Origin of the sequence: Cellulomonas sp. NPDC058312 (assembly GCF_042880135.1) — a bacterium.
Taxonomy (GTDB): domain Bacteria; phylum Actinomycetota; class Actinomycetes; order Actinomycetales; family Cellulomonadaceae; genus Cellulomonas.
Window position 1 is genome coordinate 601,959 of sequence record NZ_JBHVZE010000001.1, and the last position, 15,593, is coordinate 617,551.

The following is a 15,593-nucleotide window of genomic DNA, read 5'->3' on the forward strand; positions in this document are numbered from 1 at the left end:
GGCACGGTCACGAAGGCGCCCCCGACGCGCCCCCGGCCGGCTCCAGCGCGTAGCCGACGCCGTGCACGGTGCGGATCAGGTCGGCGCCGAGCTTCCTGCGCAGAGCCTTCACATGGGAGTCGACGGTGCGGGTCCCGGAGGCGTCGACCCAGTCCCAGACCTCGGCGAGCAGGCGCTCGCGGGTCAGCACGGTGCGCGGGGAGGCGGCCAGCGCGAGCAGCAGGTCGAACTCGGTGGGCGTGAGGTGCACCTCCTCGCCGGCGCGGTGCACGCGGCGCTGCGCGCGGTCGATGACGACGTCGCCGACCACGACCGGCGGCTCGGCCTCGGGGGCGCCCGCGGCGCGCTCGGCGACCAGCGCGGCGCGCTGCTGGCGGCGCAGCAGGGCCTTGACCCGGGCGACCAGCTCGCGCATCGAGAACGGCTTGGTCATGTAGTCGTCGGCGCCGACGCCGAGCCCGATCAGCATGTCGGTCTCGTCGTCGCGGGCCGTGAGCATGAGCACCGGGACCGGGCGGTCGGCCTGGATCCGGCGGCACACCTCGAGCCCGTCGATGCCGGGCAGCATGACGTCCAGCACGACGACGTCCGGGGTGAGACGCGCGGCGGCCTCGACCGCCTGGAGGCCGTCGCCGACGGTCTCGACCTGCCAGCCCTCGGCGGACAGCCGGCGCGCGACGGCGGTCGCGATGGCCGGCTCGTCCTCGACGACGAGCACCGAGGTGGACGCGGCGCCGGGGGCGCCCGCGGGGCTGCCGGCGCCGGCGCCGGGGCGGGATGCGAAGGACATTCCCTCAGCGTAGGACGCGCATGTGGAGGTTTCGTATGATCGAGCCACCATGAGCAGCTCAAGTCGCTGCCGGCGGACGCCCCGGGCCACCGAGCCCGGGGTCGACCATGCCGGCCCCCCTGTTCACCTGACGACCCTCCGCGCGGGCGGTGGGCCGTGCTGACCGAGTGGCTGCTCGTCGCCCTCGGCGTCGCGCTCACGGCCGGGACCGCGGTGTTCGTCGCCAGCGAGTTCTCCCTCGTGACGCTCGACCCGGGCCTCGTCGAGTCGCAGACCGGCCCGGACGACCGTCGCGGGCGGAGCGTGCTCGCCGCGCTGCGCCGGCTGTCGACCGAGCTGTCGGGCGCCCAGGTGGGCATCACCGTCACGACGGTGCTGCTCGGCTACACGACCCAGCCCGCGGTGAACCGGCTGCTGTCCGGACCGCTGCAGGAGTCGGTGCTCGGCGTGGCGGTCGGCGGCGCCGTGGCCGTGGTGCTGACGCTGGTGCTCGTCAACGGGTTCTCGATGCTGTTCGGCGAGCTGGTGCCCAAGAACTTCGCGATCAGCCACCCGCTGGGCACCGCGCGCCAGGTCGCGCCGCTGCAGCGGGGGTTCACCTCCGCGCTGCGGCCCCTCATCACCGTGTTCAACGGCAGTGCCAACTGGCTGCTGCGGCGCGTCGGCGTCGAGCCGCGCGAGGAGCTGTCGGGCGGCCGCTCGCCGCAGGAGCTCGCCGCGCTGGTGCGCCGGTCCGCGCAGGTCGGCACGCTCGACGTCACGACGGCCACGCTGCTGACGAACTCGATCGAGTTCTCCGACCTGACGGCGGTCGACGTCATGACGGACCGCCAGCGGGTCGTGGTGCTGCGGCGCGACGACACCGCGACGGACGTCGTGCGGCTGTCCCGGGAGACCGGGCACTCGCGGTTCCCGGTGATCGGCGACGACTCGGACGACATCGTCGGGCTGGTGCACCTGCGCCGCGCCATCGCCGTGCCGTACGAGCGGCGCGGGGAGGTGCCGGCGGCCGCGCTCATGGTCGAGGCCCCGCGCGTGCCCGAGACGGTGCACCTGGGACCGCTGCTCGTCGAGCTGCGGGACCACGGGCTGCAGATGGCCGTGGTCGTGGACGAGTACGGCGGCACGTCGGGCGTCGTCACGCTGGAGGACGTCGTCGAGGAGCTGGTCGGCGACGTGGCGGACGAGCACGACCGCCGCCGGACGGCCGCGTCCCGGCGGGCCGACGGCGCCTGGGTGGTGTCCGGGCTGCTGCGCCCCGACGAGCTGACCGAGACCACCGGGCTGGTCGTGCCCGAGGACGGCCGGTACGAGACGCTCGGCGGCCTGGTGATGGCCGCCCTGGGCCGCGTGCCGCAGGCCGGCGACGAGGTGCAGGCCGGGGACGTCCGCCTGCGGGTGGAGTCGATGGCGCGCCGCCGGGTCGAGCGGGTGGTCGTCCAGCCGGGCGCCCCGGCCCCGGCCGCGCCGGACGCGGGGGGTGCGGCATGAGCAGCGGACTCGCCCTGCTGATCGCCGGCGCGCTCCTGGCCGGCAACGCGTTCTTCGTCGCGGCGGAGTTCGCGATCATCTCCGCCCGGCGCTCCTCGATCGAGCCGCTGGCCCAGTCCGGCGACCGCCGGGCGGTCACGGTGCTGTGGGCGATGGAGCACGTGTCCCTGATGCTGGCGTGCGCCCAGCTCGGCGTCACGGTGTGCTCGACCAGCCTCGGCCTGGTCGCCGAGCCGGCGATCGCGCACCTGATCGAGGACCCGCTGCACGCCCTCGGCGTCAGCACGTCGCTCGCGCACCCGATCGCGTTCGTCGTCGCGCTGCTCGTGGTCGTCTACCTGCACGTCGTGCTGGGGGAGATGGTCCCGAAGAACCTCGCCGTGTCCGGGCCCGACCGGGCGGTGCTCGTGTTCGGCCCGCCGCTGGTGTGGCTCGCCCGGGTGGTGCGGCCGGTGATCCACGCGCTCAACTGGGTCGCGAACCACGTGCTGCGGCTGTTCCGGGTGGACCCGCGCGACGAGGTCGCGTCCGCGTTCACCGCGCGCGAGGTGCAGTCGATCGTCGAGCAGTCCCAGGCGGAGGGGCTGCTGGACGACGACCAGGGGCTGCTGTCGGGTGCGCTGGAGTTCTCCGACCGGACCGCCGCCGACGTGATGGTGCCGCTGGCCGAGCTGCGTTCGGTGCCGTCCGACGTCACGCCCGACGACGTCGAGCGGCTGGTCGGCCGGACGGGGTACTCCCGGTTCCCGGTGCGGGGGCGCGACGGCAGCCCGACCGGCTACCTGCACGTGAAGGACGTCCTGTACGCCGACGACGAGACCCGGCGCCTGCCGGTGCCGACGTGGCGCGTGCGGGCGATGGCCGTGGTCGCACCGGGGGACGAGGTCGAGGACGCGCTCGCCGCCATGCAGCGCTCCGGCGTGCACCTGGCGCGGGTGGAGGACGACGGCGCCGCGGTCGGCGTGGTGTTCCTCGAGGACATCCTGGAGGAGCTCGTCGGCGAGGTGCGGGACGCGATGCAGCGCGGGGCGATGCGCCGGTGAGGGCCGGTGTTAGCACGCCTCCCGCTGGTCCGCACGTGGGACGTAGGTCACACGTCCGGGTGATCCCGGTGGGTGATCTGCGGCGACACGCCGATGATCCGTCACCTACCACCCGGCAGGGGGTTGGAGCGGGCGCCTGAGCCCGTTATGGTTTCGTGATCGTCCTCCCCGGAACGCCGGCAGCAGCGGTGACGCGCGCCCGCCGACCGCGGAGGTAGCCCTCGTCCACGTCATGACTCCCGGAGGTTCCGTGGCGCAGCACCGCGTGCAGCCCGCCGCCACGGGCAACCCCACCCGCCGCCAGCTGCGCGAAGCCGGGAACGCTCCCACCGCCGCGCCGGCCGCGACGGACGCACCCGTGGCCCCCGCCGACCGCCGGCGCGGCAACCCGCTGGCCCGCTGGGGCACCCGCGCCGGCGTCCTGGTGACCCTCGCCGCCGTGACGGTCGCGATCCCGCTGTCCCAGCGCCCCGCCGCCAGCGACGAGACCTTCACCGACGCCCAGGCCGACGCGACCCTGCCGAGCACGGTCGAGGCGCTGACCTCCTCGGCGTCGTCCGTGCTGCCGCCCGCGTCGCTGCTGTCCAGCGACGCGACCGCGGTGCGCGCGCAGGTCGACGTCAGCCGCAGCGAGGTCCGCGAGATCCTGCCGGGCTGCGACGGCGAGGCCGGCACCGCCAGCGCCAACGGCCAGCTCCCGCAGGGCGACCTCTGCTACCTCTGGGACGGCAAGACCGAGATCCGTGCCGACGCCGCCGAGGCGCTCGCCGAGCTCAACGCCATGTGGGTCACCCGGTTCGGCACCGACCTGTGCCTGTCCTCGGGCTACCGCACCCTCGCGGAGCAGCGGGCCGTCAAGGCGCAGAAGGGTGGCCTCGCCGCCCCCGCCGGGCGCAGCAACCACGGCTGGGGCCTGGCGGTCGACCTGTGCAGCTCGCAGACCACCGGCGCGCAGTGGGAGTGGCTGAACGAGAACGCCCCCGTCTTCGGCTGGGAGAACCCCGCGTGGGCGCGCCCCGGCGGCAGCGGCCCGTACGAGCGCTGGCACTGGGAGTTCACCAAGGGCGTCATGGCCGACGGCGAGTACTACGGCTGACGCAGCCTGCTGACGACGAAGGGCCCCGCCGACCGGCGGGGCCCTTCGTGCGTCCGGCAGCCCGGGTCCGGGCGGCGCGGGCCTACACCAGCGTCATGCCCCAGGTGACCTCGTGGGTCGTGCCGGGCTCGAGGCGGACCAGGCGCTCGCCGGTGCGGAACGCGTCCGCGATGCAGCTCATCGGCTCCGCGGCGACGCCCAGGCGGTCGATGCGGGGGATGCCGTTGCCGGTGCAGACCTGCCAGGTGTCCATCGACCCGTCCATCCACAGCGCTGCCCCGCGGCCGTCGGGGGCGCCGAGCACGATCCAGGACAGCCCGTCGGCGTCGCGCGTGACGTCCACGAACGCGTCGTCGAGCGCGACCCCGGCCAGCGGCTGCGGGGTGCGACGGTCCTCGGCGCCGGACAGCGGGCGGGTGCCGGTCGGCAGCAGGCGCGCGTCGACGGTGACCTGCGACGTGGCGTCGACCCGCAGGGTGCAGTCGTCGACGGCGGCGCCGCCGGGGGACAGCCAGGGGTGGAACCCGATGCCGTAGGGCGCGGCGGTCGCGTCGAGGTTCGTGGTCGCGACGTGCACCCGCAGGCCGGCGTCGGACAGCGAGTACGTCACGTCGACGCGCAGCGACCACGGGTAGCCCGGGGTGGGGACCAGGTCGTGACGCAGGGTCACGGAGGTGTCGCCGTCGGGGCCGGACTCGCCCGCGACCTTCTCGTACCGGACCTGGGCGACCAGCCCGTGCAGCGCCGTCGACCGGTCCGGCTCCGTCACCGGGACCTGGTACTGCGTGCCGTCCCAGGTGTACTGCCCGTCGCGCAGCCGGTTCGGCCACGGCGCGAGCACGGCGCCGGAGTAGGCGGGGGCGAGGGTGTCCTCGGCGAACGGCAGCACGACGTCGCGGCCGTCCACGGCGTAGGTCCGGACGCTGGCGCCGACCTCCGCGATCGTGGCGCGGTGCGGGCCGTGCGCGAGGTGGTGCTGACGTCCGGAGGGTGCAGGCGTGTTCACGCTCACACCGTAGTGGGTGGGCGGGTACGGAGGGCCGGGTCCGCGGTCCCGCCCCGCAGCCGGTAGCCTGGACCGTCGTGGCAGCCACCGACTTCCCCGCCGAGATCCGCGACCTGCGCAGCACGCTCGAGTCGATCCAGGCGGTGTCCGACCCCAGCGCCCTGCGGGCGAAGATCGCCGACCTCTCCGAGCAGGCGTCCGTGCCCGACCTCTGGGACGACCCCGACGCGGCGCAGAAGATCACCAGCGCCCTGTCCGCCGCCCAGTCCGAGCTCGACCGGGTCGACCGGCTCCGCGGCCGGATCGACGACCTCGAGACGCTGGTCGAGATGGCGACGGAGGACGGCGGTGACGCCGACACGCTCGCCGAGGCCGACGCCGAGCTCGTCGGCATCCGCAAGGACCTGGGCGAGCTCGAGGTCCGCACGCTGCTGGGCGGCGAGTACGACCAGCGCGACGCGGTCGTGACGATCCGCGCCGGCGCCGGTGGCGTCGACGCCGCGGACTTCGCCGAGATGCTGATGCGGATGTACCTGCGCTGGGCCGAGCGGCACGGCTACGGCACCGCGGTGCTCGACACGTCCTACGCGGAGGAGGCCGGCCTGAAGTCGGCGACCTTCGAGGTCAAGGCGCCGTACGCGTTCGGCCACCTGTCCGTCGAGGCGGGCACGCACCGCCTCGTGCGGATCTCGCCGTTCGACAACCAGGGCCGCCGGCAGACGTCGTTCGCCGCGGTCGAGGTCATCCCGCTCATCGAGCAGAGCGACGACAACATCGAGATCCCCGAGTCGGAGATCAAGGTCGACGTGTTCCGCTCGTCCGGCCCGGGCGGGCAGTCGGTCAACACGACCGACTCCGCGGTGCGCATGACGCACATCCCGACCGGCATCGTCGTGTCGATGCAGAACGAGAAGTCGCAGATCCAGAACCGCGCCGCCGCGCTGCGCGTCCTGCAGTCCCGCCTGCTGCTCGTCCGCAAGGCCGAGGAGGACGCGAAGAAGAAGGAGCTCGCGGGCGACATCAAGGCGTCCTGGGGCGACCAGATGCGCTCCTACGTGCTGCACCCGTACCAGATGGTCAAGGACCTGCGCACCGAGCACGAGGTCGGGAACACCGCCGCGGTGTTCGACGGCGACATCGACGGGTTCATCGAGGCCGGCATCCGGTGGCGGATGGGCACCGACGCGGAGTAGGACCGGGACGAACCGGGCACCGTCGCCCGGTTCGCCCGCCCGTGGGCCGACTCACAGGTTCGCGGGCGGCGTGTCACGGTCGGGTCACGGCCGGCGGCTGCCTACGCTCGATCCGGCCCGCGTGAACCACCCCTCCGATCCCCGACCGCCGGCCACCTCCCGCCTGTGATCAGATTCGAGAACGTCACCAAGGTCTACGCGCGCGGCGCCCGCCCCGCGCTGGACCACATCTCCCTCGACGTCGAGCGCGGCGAGTTCGTGTTCCTCGTGGGCGCGTCCGGCTCCGGGAAGTCGACCTTCCTGCGGCTCGCGCTGCGCGAGGAGCGACCGTCCGCGGGCCGGGTGTTCGTCGCGGGCAAGGACCTCACCACGCTGTCGTCGTGGAAGGTCCCGCACCTGCGCCGCCAGATCGGCGCGGTGTTCCAGGACTTCCGCCTGCTGCACAACAAGACGGTCTTCGAGAACGTCGCGTTCGCGCTCCAGGTGATCGGCAAGCCGCGGCACCACATCCTCACCACCGTCCCGGACGTGCTGGAGATGGTCGGTCTCGCGGGCAAGGAGAAGCGCCGCCCGCACGAGCTGTCCGGTGGCGAGCAGCAGCGCGTGGCCATCGCCCGCGCGTTCGTGAACCGGCCGTCGATCCTGCTCGCGGACGAGCCCACCGGCAACCTCGACCCGACGACCTCCCTGGGGATCATGCGCCTGCTCGACCGGATCAACCGCACCGGCACGACCGTCGTGATGGCCACCCACGACGACGAGATCGTGGACCAGATGCGCAAGCGCGTCGTCGAGCTGTCGGGCGGCGAGCTCGTGCGCGACCAGTCGCGCGGCGTGTACGGCTCGGACCGCTGAGAGGGGACTGACGTGCGACTCCAGTTCATCCTCTCCGAGATCGGGATCGGCCTGCGCCGGAACCTCTCGATGACCATCTCGGTCGTCCTCGTGACGTTCGTGTCGCTCACGTTCGTCGGCGCCGCCGCGCTGCTGCAGCTGCAGATCGGCAAGATGCAGGACGACTGGTACGACAAGGTCGAGGTCACCGTGTACCTCTGCCCGGCCGGGGAGTCCTCCGAGCCGACCTGCGCCGGCGGCGAGGTCACCGCCGAGCAGAAGCAGGCCATCGAGGACGCCCTCGAGGCACCCGATGTGAAGCCGTACATCGCCGAGACCTTCGAGGAGTCGAAGGAGCAGGCGTACGAGACCTTCCAGCGGCAGTTCGAGGGGCAGTTCTGGGCCCAGGTGACGACCGTCGACGACATGAACGAGTCGCTGCGGATCAAGCTGACGGATCCCGAGAAGTTCGAGGTCGTCGCGGACGTGCTGCAGGGGCGGCAGGGCGTCGAGCGGGTGCAGGACCAGCGCGAGCTCTACAACACCCTGTTCCGGGTGCTGAACAGCGCGACGCTGCTGTCTCTCGGCCTGGCCGGCGTGATGCTGCTCGCCGCGGTGCTGCTCATCACGACGACCATCCGGCTGTCCGCGATGAGCCGCCGCCGGGAGACCGGGATCATGCGGATGGTCGGCGCGTCGAACCTGTTCATCCAGCTGCCGTTCATGCTCGAGGGCGCGATCGCCGCGACCATCGGCGCGGTGCTGTCGGTCGCCGGCCTGTGGGCGGGCGTCAAGTACCTGGTCACCGACTGGCTGGGCGGTCAGATCGCCTGGATCCCGTACGTGACCACGGGCGAGGTCTGGCAGGTCGCCCCGTTCCTGGTGGGCGCCGCGATCCTGCTCGCCGCGATCTCGTCCCTGGTCACCCTGAGCCGCTACACGAAGGTCTGAGATGACGACGCCCCGCACCCCGCAGCGCTCCCGGTCCGCCCGGCTGGTCGCCGGCTGCCTGGCCGGCGTGCTGACCGTCCTGGTCGGCCTCACCGCCGCCGGGCCGGCCGCGGGCGACGACCTGGACGACCAGAAGTCGGCCCTCCAGCAGCAGCAGGCCGCGAAGGAGCAGCAGCGCGCCGACGCGGACGCCGCACTGGAGGGGCTGAGCGCGCAGCTGCAGGCGGTGGCCGCGGAGCTGCTGGCCGTGCAGCAGCAGCTCCCGGTGGCGCAGGCCGCGCTCACCGAGGCGGAGACCGCGCTCGCCGGGTTCGAGCGGGAGGCGGCGCTGATCGCGGCGCGGCTGCAGGACGCGCAGGACCAGGAGACGACCATCTCCGCGACGATCGAGTCCGACTCCGCGCGCTACGCGCAGATCAAGGGCCAGATCGGCCAGATGGCCCGCGAGGCCTACCAGGGCGGCCCCGGGCTGTCCGGGCTGGACATCGTCGTCGGCGCGCAGACCGTCGAGGAGTTCACCCAGCAGTACGGCCTGGCCGCGTCCGCGCAGCGCGCGCAGGAGCAGGTGCTGGACGAGCTCGCGGCCATCGAGTCCGCGAACCGCAACAGCCAGGCGCGCCTCGGCGCGGTGCGCGACCGGATCACCGACCTCAAGGCGGAGGCCGACGCCAAGGTCGCCGAGGCCGAGGAGGCACGCCAGGAGGCCGCGGCCCGCAAGGCCGAGGTCGAGGACCTGATCGCGCAGCAGACCGCCAAGCAGGCGCAGATCGCGAGCCAGAAGGCCGCCGCGCAGGCCGAGGTCGACCAGATCGACGCCGAGACCGCGAGCATCCGCAGCCAGATCGAGCAGGTCGCCGCGCAGCAGCGCGCCCGGGCCGCGGCGGCCGGTCAGGCCCCGCCGGCGCCCAGCGGCTCGGTCGGCACCGGGACGCTGTTCGGCAACCCGACGTCGATCAACCCGATCTACGTCACCAGCGAGTACGGGATGCGCCTGCACCCGATCCTCGGCTACTACCGGCTGCACGCCGGCATCGACCTGCGCACCTACTGCGGCACGCCCATCTACGCCGCCAAGGAGGGCACGGTGCAGTGGGCGAAGTGGCGCAACGGGTTCGGCAACCAGGTGATGGTCGACCACGGGTTCGTGAACGGGAACTCGCTGATGACCTCGTACAACCACATGACGAGCTTCGTCGTCGGGGCGGGGCAGTCGGTCTCGCGCGGCCAGCTGCTCGGCTACTCCGGGAACACCGGGACGTCGGCCGCGTGCCACCTGCACTTCGAGACGTACGTCAACGGCGCGACCGTGAACCCGCGGCCGCTGCTCGGCCTGTAGCGGAATCAGGTGGGCGGTCCGCGGCCCGCCGGATAGGCTGCTGCGTCGCGTCCGCGCACCCGCGGACCCCCCGAACCGATCAGCAGGAGGAGTCATGGCCAAGCAGGGCGGCCGGTCGCTGGTGGCGTCCAACCGCAAGGCGCGCCACGACTACACCATCGAGGACGTGTTCGAGGCGGGTGTCGTGCTGAGCGGCACCGAGGTCAAGGCGCTGCGCGCGGGCCGGGCGTCGCTGGTCGACGGCTGGTGCTCGGTCGACGGCGGCGAGGCGTGGCTCGAGGGCGTGCACATCCCGGAGTACGCGCAGGGCACGTGGACGAACCACGCGCCGCGGCGCAAGCGCAAGCTGCTGCTGCACCGCGAGGAGATCGACCGGCTCGAGGCGAAGACGCGCGAGAAGGGCCAGACGATCATCCCGCTGTCCCTGTACTTCCTCGACGGCCGCGCGAAGGTCGAGATCGCCCTGGCCCGCGGCAAGCGCGAGTACGACAAGCGCCAGGCGCTGCGCGAGCGGCAGGACAACCTCGAGGCCGTCCGCGCGATGCGGGAGAAGCGCGACCGCTGACGCCGGGGCCGGGTCTCAGGCGGGGTCTCAGGCCGGGGCGGTGCCGTCCGGTCCGAGGAGCCCGGTGAGCACCGCGGGATCCGTGGTCGGCAGCGCGCACACGAACCCCCGGCAGGCGTAGGCCGCCGCGCGGCCACCGACCAGCGGTCGGTCCCGGAGCAGGCCGGGGGCGAGCGGGTCGTCCGCGAGCTCCGCCGGGTCGCCCTGCGCGAGCACCAGGCCCGGCGCGGGGGAGTGCACCGCCGCGCGCACCAGGGCGGCACGCGCCGGGTCGTCCGCCCGGCCGAGCACCGCGACCTCTCGCGGTCCGTCGAGCAGCGCCTCGGCCGCGGCCAGGGCCCAGCCGACCGCCCGCGGGTGCCGGTGCGCGATCGACAGCGGCGCGGCCAGCACGAGCTCCGCGGCCCGCCGGTCGGTGGCCGACCCGGTCAGCGCCGCGCGGGCCAGCAGCGCGGCCGCCGCGGCGGACTGCCCGCCGGCCGACGGCCCGTCGGCGACGTCGGGGCGACCCGACAGCCGGGCCACGACCGGGTCGGTCTGGTCGTCCGCGGTGTCGCGCAGCGCGTGGTCCGGCGCGCGGAACCGCGCCAGCACGGTGTCGAGCAGCGCCGAGCCGCGCGCGGTCCACGCGTGGTCGCCCGTGACCCCGCCGAGCACGCCGAACGCCTCCGCGACGTCCGCGTAGTCGGCGAGGACCCCCGGCGCGGTGCCGACCGCGCCGTCCCGGGACGTGCGGACCAGCCGCGCCAGGCCGTCGCCCCCGTGCAGGGTGTGCACCTCGGCCAGGACCCGCGCCGCGTCGACCGCCGCCGCCACCCAGTCGCGGCGGTCCAGCACGGTGCCCGCCTCGGCCAGCGCGGTGATCGCGAGGCCGTTCCAGGCGGCCACCACCTTGTCGTCCCGGCCCGGCTGCGGCCGCCTGGACCGCGCCGCCAGCAGCGCGCGGCGCACCCGCTCGAACCGCCGCTCCTCGCCCGGCGCGGGGTCGGCGCGCAGCTGCAGCACGGACGTCCCGGCCTCGAACGTGCCCGCCGTCGTCACGCCGAGCAGCTCCGCCGCCCACGCCGCGTCCTGCGGGTCCAGCGCGTCCGCGAGCGTCCCGGGGGTCCACACGTACGTCGCGCCCTCGACGCCGTCGGTGTCCGCGTCCGACGACGAGGCGAACGCGCCCTCGGGGGTGCGCAGGTCGCGGAGCAGGAACCCGGCGGTGCCCTCGACGACCCGCAGCGCGAGCGGCGAGCCGGTCTGGCGCCACCACCGCGCGTAGACGCGCAGGAGCAGGGCGTTGTCCTCGAGCATCTTCTCGAAGTGCGGCACCGTCCAGGTGGCGTCCACCGCGTAGCGGGCGAACCCGCCGCCGACCTGGTCGGCCATCCCGCCGCGGGCCATCGCCTCCAGGGTGCCCGTCGCCATCGCCAGCGCGCGCTCGTCCCCGGTGCGCGCGTGCCGGCGCAGCAGCCACTCCAGGGTGGTCGACGGCGGGAACTTCGGGGCGCCGCCGAACCCGCCGTGCTCGGCGTCGTACGTGCTCGCGAGGGCGTCCACCGCCAGGGCGGACACCTGGCGGACGGCGTCGAGGTCGAGGGCGGGGGTGTCGGACCCGGTGCCGGCGGGCGAGTCGGCCGGGGGTGTGTCGGCTGCGGTTGCGTCGGCCGGGGGCGTGCCCGTCCCGCCGAGCGCGGCCAGCAGCTCGGCGGCCCCGCCGCGCACCTCGTCCCGGCGCTCCCGCCACGCCCGCGACAGGGCCTCGAGCACCTGGCCGAACGCCGGGCTGCCCCCGACCGGCACCGGCGGGTAGTAGGTGCCGCAGAAGAACGGGTCGCCCTCGGGGGTCGCGAACACCGTCATCGGCCAGCCGCCCTGCCCGGTCATCGCCTGGGTCGCGGCCATGTAGGCGGCGTCGAGGTCGGGGCGCTCCTCGCGGTCGACCTTCACGTTGACGAACCGGCTGTTCATCAGCGCGGCCGTGGCGGGGTCCTCGAACGACTCGTGCGCCATCACGTGGCACCAGTGGCACGCGGCGTACCCGACCGAGACCAGCAGCGGCACGTCCCGGCGCCGCGCCTCGGCGAACGCCTCCTCGCCCCACTCGAACCAGTCGACCGGGTTCTCCGCGTGCTGGCGCAGGTAGGGGCTGGTGCTGCGGGCGAGGCGGTTGGGCATGGACCCACCCTGCCGCCGCCCCGGCCCGGTCGCGACCGCACCCCTCGGCGTGCGGCCGGGTCCCGGCGGGCGGGGTCGGGTCCCGGCGGGCGGGGTCGGGGCGCAGCGGGTAGACAGGGCGGGTGACCGAGGACCTGCTGGACCCCCTGCCCGGCATCGTCCTCACCGAGACCGGGCCCGCGGACGGCCCCGTGGTGGTGCTCGTGCACGGCATCGGGATGTCGGAGCGGTCGTTCCGGGCGCTGACCGCCGACCTCGCCCGCGACCACCGGGTGCTGGTGCCGGACCTGCCGGGGTTCGGCCGCAGCCCGCGCCCCCGCCGGGTGCCGGGCATCGAGGACCTGGCCGACGCGGTGCTCGCCGCCGTACGCGACCGGGGCGTCCAGCGGGCCGTGCTCGTGGGCCACTCGATGGGTGCGCAGGTGGTGGCCGCCGCGATGCTGCGCGCCCCCGACCTGGTGGAGCGGGTCGTGCTGATCGGCACGGTCGTCGACGACGGTGCGCCCGACGCGCTCCGGCAGGCGCTCCGGCTCGCCCGGGACGGGTGGCACGAGCCCGCGCGGGTCAACGCGCTCGTCGTCGCGGACTACCTGCGCGCGGGACCGTTCTGGTACGGCGCGGTGCTGCCCCACATGCTGCGGTTCGACACGGCCGCGGCGGTCGCCCGGCTGCCGGGGCCGGCGCTGCTGGTGCGCGGCGAGCACGACCCGGTGTGCACGCGGGCGTGGAACCGGCGGCTCGCGGCGCTGGCCCCCGACGGCACCGCGCGGGAGGTGCCGCGCGCCGGGCACGTCGCCCAGGCCACGCACGCGCCGCTGGTCGCGCGCTGGGTGCGGCACGGGGTCGCTGTCGAGGCAGCGCGGGTGTGACCGCGACCCCGGAGGCCGCCCTGGCGGCGTGCGTCCCGGCCGGCCGGGTCCGGCACGCGCTCTGGTGGGCCGCCGACTACGCCTACGCCGCCGGTCGTCAGGTCGCCGGGCTGCTGTCGCGCACGTCGCCGGAGTCGTACACGACTCCGCCGGTCCGGGGCAGCGCGGCGCCCGGCAGCCCGGTCCGGGCGCCGGTTCTGCTGCTGCCCGGCGTCTACGAGTCGTGGCGGTTCCTCGAGCCGCTGGCACGCGCGCTGCACCGCCGGGGGCACGCGGTGCACGTCGTCGCGCCGTTCGGCCTGAACCGGGGGAGCGTGCCCGAGATGGCCGAGCTCGCGGCGACCTACCTGCGGGACGCCGACCTGCGCGGAGCCGTCGTGGTCGCGCACTCCAAGGGCGGGCTGATCGGCAAGTCGCTGCTCGGGCGCGCGGACGTCCGCGACCGGCTGCTCGGCCTGGTCGCCGTGAACACGCCGTTCGCGGGGTCGCCGTACGCGCGGTACCTGCCGCTGCGGGCCGTGCGCGCGTTCCTGCCCGACGACGAGGTGCTGACCGCGCTCGCCGCCCAGCGCGCCGACCACGGGCGCATCGTGTCGGTGGCGACCTGCTACGACCCGCACATCCCCGGCGGCAGCGAGCTGCCGGGCGCGAGGTTCGTGCGGCTGGCGACGCCGGGGCACTTCCGGTCGCTCACCGACCCGGCGCTGGTGCCGCTGCTGGCCGCGGAGCTGGCGCGGCTCGCGGCGTGGCCGCCCGCCGGACCGGCCGCGGGGCCCCCGACCGCGGGGCCCCCGACCGCAGGGCACCCGACCGCGGGGTGACCCGGGCGGGGCGTCAGCCGCCGGCGACGTCGCCCGTCGGCCGGGTGGGGCGGTCGGCGCCGCGGCTGCGCAGGGCCCCGCGGCCGACCACCTGCTGCCAGGTCGCGGCGCGCTCCGACCGACCGCGGCCGATGAAGCTCACGGCCCAGTGCAGCAGCGTCGTCACCCGGTTCTTGAACCCCACGAGGTACACGATGTGCACCCCGAGCCACAGCAGCCACGCGCCGAACCCCGCGGACTGCACCGGACCGATCTTCGCCACCGCCGCGAACCGGGAGATCGTCGCGAGGCTGCCCTTGTCCCGGTAGACGAACGGCCGGCCGGTGGGCTCGCCGCGCACGTGCCGGACGATCTCCTGCGCCGCGTACCGCCCGGACTGCATCGCCGCGGGCGCGACGCCGGGCACGCCGGGGCGGGACGCCATGTCCCCGACGACGAACACCTCGGGGTGGCCGGGCAGGGAGCCGTTCGGCTCGACGGCGACGCGGCCCGCGCGGTCCACCTCCGCGCCGGTCTGCTCCCCGAGGCTGCGGCCGAGCGGCGACGCGGCGACGCCCGCGGCCCAGATCTTCGTCTGCGCGGGGACCCGGGTCCGGGTGCCGTCGGAGTCCTCGAGCGAGACGCTGCCCGCGTCGACGTCGACGACCTTGTGCCCCGTCAGCAGCTCGACGCCCAGGCCCTCGAGGGTGCGGGCGGCGGCGGCCTGCAGCCGCTCGGGGTAGCCGGGCAGCACCTGCGGGACCGGGTCGACCAGCAGGATCCGGGCCTGCGCCGGGTCGAGGTGCCGGAAGTTCCCGCGCAGCGACCGGTGCGCGAGCTCGGCGAGCTGGCCGGCCATCTCGACGCCCGTGGGGCCCGCGCCGACGACGACGAACGTGGTCAGCCGGGCGCGCTCCTGGGGGTCGGACGTCAGCTCGGCGAGCTCGAAGGCCCCGAACACCCGACCGCGGATCTCCAGGGCGTCGTCGATGCTCTTCAGGCCGGGCGCGAAGTCGGCGAACCGGTCGTTGCCGAAGTACGACTGCCCCGCCCCGGCCGCGACCACGAGGCTGTCGTAGCGGGTCCGGGTCTCGCCGAGCGGGGAGGACGACACCACGACCCGGTGCGCCAGGTCGATCTCGGTGACGACCCCGAGCAGCACCCGGGCGTTGCGCTGCCGGCGCAGCACGTCGCGGGTGGCCGGGGAGATCTCGCCGACGGACAGCACCCCGGTCGCCACCTGGTAGAGCAGCGGCTGGAACAGGTGCGTCGCGGTCTGGTCGATCACCGTGACACGCACGGGGGCGTCGCGCAGGGCCTGCGTCGCGAACAGGCCGCCGAACCCGGAGCCGATCACCACGACGTCGTGGGGCGTGCCGGGGCGAGCGGGGGCGGTGTGGCTCATCAGGGGTCCTCCCACGGCGGTGAACGGGGCCCATCCGACCCTACGAGCGGC

The 15,593-nt window shown here is 74.9% G+C and carries 14 protein-coding genes; 10 read left to right on the forward strand and 4 right to left on the reverse strand.

The window, feature by feature from the left end; genetic code table 11:
* Positions 1-7 precede the first annotated feature (7 nt).
* Positions 8-790, reverse strand: a complete 783-nt coding sequence (locus ACFVXN_RS02750; RefSeq protein ID WP_389226869.1) for a response regulator transcription factor — start codon at positions 788-790, stop codon at positions 8-10.
* A 156-nt stretch (positions 791-946) separates the two neighbouring features.
* Here ACFVXN_RS02750 and ACFVXN_RS02755 point away from each other — a divergent pair, with 156 nt between their 5' ends.
* From ACFVXN_RS02755 to ACFVXN_RS02765, 3 genes are all read left to right on the forward strand, one after another.
* A complete protein-coding gene (locus ACFVXN_RS02755) occupies positions 947-2,281 on the forward strand; it encodes a hemolysin family protein (protein WP_389226872.1) in 1,335 nt (444 codons plus the stop codon).
* Positions 2,278-3,324 (forward strand): hemolysin family protein, encoded by a 1,047-nt coding sequence (locus tag ACFVXN_RS02760; protein ID WP_389226876.1) that lies wholly within the window; start codon positions 2,278-2,280, stop codon positions 3,322-3,324. The genes ACFVXN_RS02755 and ACFVXN_RS02760 overlap by 4 nt, the downstream gene beginning before the upstream one ends.
* Before the next feature lie 250 nt (positions 3,325-3,574).
* Positions 3,575-4,420: a M15 family metallopeptidase gene (locus tag ACFVXN_RS02765; RefSeq protein WP_389226879.1), complete on the forward strand. Its 846-nt coding sequence runs from the start codon at positions 3,575-3,577 to the stop codon at positions 4,418-4,420.
* Between the two features lie 82 nt (positions 4,421-4,502).
* Here the strand turns inward: ACFVXN_RS02765 and ACFVXN_RS02770 are convergent, their stop codons facing one another.
* Positions 4,503-5,426, reverse strand: coding sequence for an aldose 1-epimerase family protein (locus ACFVXN_RS02770; RefSeq protein WP_389226882.1), 924 nt, complete (start codon positions 5,424-5,426; stop codon positions 4,503-4,505).
* Between the two features lie 77 nt (positions 5,427-5,503).
* Between ACFVXN_RS02770 and prfB the strand changes: the two genes are divergently transcribed.
* From prfB to smpB, 5 genes are all read left to right on the forward strand, one after another.
* Positions 5,504-6,619 (forward strand): peptide chain release factor 2, encoded by a 1,116-nt coding sequence (gene prfB / locus ACFVXN_RS02775; RefSeq protein ID WP_389226885.1) that lies wholly within the window; start codon positions 5,504-5,506, stop codon positions 6,617-6,619.
* Between the two features lie 165 nt (positions 6,620-6,784).
* Positions 6,785-7,474, forward strand: coding sequence for a cell division ATP-binding protein FtsE (gene ftsE / locus ACFVXN_RS02780; protein ID WP_389226888.1), 690 nt, complete (start codon positions 6,785-6,787; stop codon positions 7,472-7,474).
* A 12-nt stretch (positions 7,475-7,486) separates the two neighbouring features.
* The gene (ftsX, locus tag ACFVXN_RS02785; protein ID WP_389226892.1) at positions 7,487-8,404 is read left to right on the forward strand and encodes a permease-like cell division protein FtsX; all 918 of its coding nucleotides are present in this window, start codon (positions 7,487-7,489) and stop codon (positions 8,402-8,404) included.
* A 1-nt stretch (position 8,405) separates the two neighbouring features.
* Positions 8,406-9,740, forward strand: a complete 1,335-nt coding sequence (locus tag ACFVXN_RS02790) for a peptidoglycan DD-metalloendopeptidase family protein (protein WP_389226895.1) — start codon at positions 8,406-8,408, stop codon at positions 9,738-9,740.
* 94 nt (positions 9,741-9,834) lie between these two features.
* A complete protein-coding gene (gene smpB, locus ACFVXN_RS02795; RefSeq protein WP_389226898.1) occupies positions 9,835-10,305 on the forward strand; it encodes an SsrA-binding protein SmpB in 471 nt (156 codons plus the stop codon).
* A gap of 27 nt (positions 10,306-10,332) precedes the next feature.
* Here the strand turns inward: smpB and ACFVXN_RS02800 are convergent, their stop codons facing one another.
* Positions 10,333-12,468, reverse strand: a complete 2,136-nt coding sequence (locus ACFVXN_RS02800; protein ID WP_389226902.1) for a thioredoxin domain-containing protein — start codon at positions 12,466-12,468, stop codon at positions 10,333-10,335.
* A gap of 122 nt (positions 12,469-12,590) precedes the next feature.
* Here ACFVXN_RS02800 and ACFVXN_RS02805 point away from each other — a divergent pair, with 122 nt between their 5' ends.
* Entirely contained in the window at positions 12,591-13,337 is a 747-nt protein-coding gene (locus ACFVXN_RS02805; RefSeq protein ID WP_389226905.1) for an alpha/beta fold hydrolase, read from the forward strand.
* A complete protein-coding gene (locus tag ACFVXN_RS02810; protein WP_389226908.1) occupies positions 13,334-14,158 on the forward strand; it encodes an esterase/lipase family protein in 825 nt (274 codons plus the stop codon). The genes ACFVXN_RS02805 and ACFVXN_RS02810 overlap by 4 nt, the downstream gene beginning before the upstream one ends.
* Positions 14,159-14,171: 13 nt before the next feature.
* Here the strand turns inward: ACFVXN_RS02810 and ACFVXN_RS02815 are convergent, their stop codons facing one another.
* Positions 14,172-15,542, reverse strand: coding sequence for an NAD(P)/FAD-dependent oxidoreductase (locus ACFVXN_RS02815; protein WP_389226911.1), 1,371 nt, complete (start codon positions 15,540-15,542; stop codon positions 14,172-14,174).
* Between the last annotated feature and the right edge of the window lie 51 nt (positions 15,543-15,593).